General features: G+C 64.0%; 2 protein-coding genes. Both read left to right on the top strand.

Annotation, left to right across the window (positions count from 1 at the left end):
* Positions 1 to 240: 240 nt before the first annotated feature.
* Positions 241 to 744 carry a Ros/MucR family transcriptional regulator gene (locus E1J50_RS26430; protein ID WP_132254334.1) on the top strand — a complete coding sequence of 168 codons (504 nt, stop codon included), beginning with the start codon at positions 241 to 243 and terminating at the stop codon, positions 742 to 744.
* 252 nt (positions 745 to 996) lie between these two features.
* Positions 997 to 1,500, top strand: a complete 504-nt coding sequence (locus tag E1J50_RS26425) for a Ros/MucR family transcriptional regulator (protein WP_132254334.1) — start codon at positions 997 to 999, stop codon at positions 1,498 to 1,500.
* Positions 1,501 to 1,743: the final 243 nt, after the last annotated feature.

The following is a 1,743-nucleotide window of genomic DNA, read 5'->3' as shown; positions in this document are numbered from 1 at the left end:
CGTGACGAGCGCCGGGGCGGGCCGAGGCCCCGGCGCAGCTGAAGCCGCCATCCTGCGCGAGGATCCGAGGTCGTCATTTGATAGGTTTGCGAAACGCAAATCGAACGATTCAACGTACAGCTGGTTACCCCTAAGGCTTTTCTCACCGCACAAGCAGAAATGCCTGTGCATCGACCAGCGACTTACGCTTGCATTCCGTTGTGTTTGCGGCGAAGTACGTAGGCGATTAAGGAGATGCCGATGGAACCAGAAGAAACGTCTTCGCGTGCGCACGACCAGTTTATCGAACTGTCTGCTCAAGTCGTTTCGGCATACGTCGCGCGCAATCATGTGGCCGCCACTGACATCCCGGCGCTGATCCACGCGGTTCACGCCTCCCTCTCCGGCTTGGCCCAGCCGGAAGCTCCGCCAGCGGAGACGGTCGAGAAGCCGACGCCGGCTCAGGTCCGCAAGTCGATCACGCCGGACGCGCTGATCTCGTTCATCGACGGCAAGCCCTACAAGACGCTCAAGCGCCATCTCTCGACCCACGGGCTGGACATCCACGCCTATCGCCAGCGCTACGGCCTGCCCAACGATTACCCGTCGACAGCGGCCAATTACTCGGCCCAGCGCTCGCAACTCGCCAAGAGTCTCGGTCTCGGCCAGCAGCGCCGTCCCGCCGCCGAGGTCCAGCAGCCGGAGGCCCCGGCCGAGATGCCGGCCCCGAGGGCGCGGGGCCGACGCAAGGCCGCGGCCGCCTGAGCGCGGACGCCGCGTGACGAGCGCCGGGGCGGGCCGAGGCCCCGGCGCAGCTGAAGCCGCCATCCTGCGCGAGGATCCGAGGTCGTCATTTGATAGGTTTGCGAAACGCAAATCGAACGATTCAACGTACAGCTGGTTACCCCTAAGGCTTTTCTCACCGCACAAGCAGAAATGCCTGTGCATCGACCAGCGACTTACGCTTGCATTCCGTTGTGTTTGCGGCGAAGTACGTAGGCGATTAAGGAGATGCCGATGGAACCAGAAGAAACGTCTTCGCGTGCGCACGACCAGTTTATCGAACTGTCTGCTCAAGTCGTTTCGGCATACGTCGCGCGCAATCATGTGGCCGCCACTGACATCCCGGCGCTGATCCACGCGGTTCACGCCTCCCTCTCCGGCTTGGCCCAGCCGGAAGCTCCGCCAGCGGAGACGGTCGAGAAGCCGACGCCGGCTCAGGTCCGCAAGTCGATCACGCCGGACGCGCTGATCTCGTTCATCGACGGCAAGCCCTACAAGACGCTCAAGCGCCATCTCTCGACCCACGGGCTGGACATCCACGCCTATCGCCAGCGCTACGGCCTGCCCAACGATTACCCGTCGACAGCGGCCAATTACTCGGCCCAGCGCTCGCAACTCGCCAAGAGTCTCGGTCTCGGCCAGCAGCGCCGTCCCGCCGCCGAGGTCCAGCAGCCGGAGGCCCCGGCCGAGATGCCGGCCCCGAGGGCGCGGGGCCGACGCAAGGCCGCGGCCGCCTGAGCGCGGACGCCGCGTGACGAGCGCCGGGGCGGGCCGAGGCCCCGGCGCAGCTGAAGCCGCCATCCTGCGCGAGGATCCGAGGTCGTCATTTGATAGGTTTGCGAAACGCAAATCGAACGATTCAACGTACAGCTGGTTACCCCTAAGGCTTTTCTCACCGCACAAGCAGAAATGCCTGTGCATCGACCAGCGACTTACGCTTGCATTCCGTTGTGTTTGCGGCGAAGTACGTAGGCGATTAAG

The organism is Methylobacterium segetis (assembly GCF_004348265.1).
Lineage (GTDB): Bacteria > Pseudomonadota > Alphaproteobacteria > Rhizobiales > Beijerinckiaceae > Methylobacterium > Methylobacterium segetis.
Note: the sequence above shows the minus strand (reverse complement) of the source record. Positions and strands in the feature narration are given on the sequence as shown.

Bases quoted from the DNA above. Each gene is read 5' to 3' on its own strand.
- E1J50_RS26430 (WP_132254334.1), top strand. From the start codon at position 241: ATGGAACCAGAAGAAACGTCTTCGCGTGCGCACGACCAGTTTATCGAA.
- E1J50_RS26425 (WP_132254334.1), top strand. From the start codon at position 997: ATGGAACCAGAAGAAACGTCTTCGCGTGCGCACGACCAGTTTATCGAA.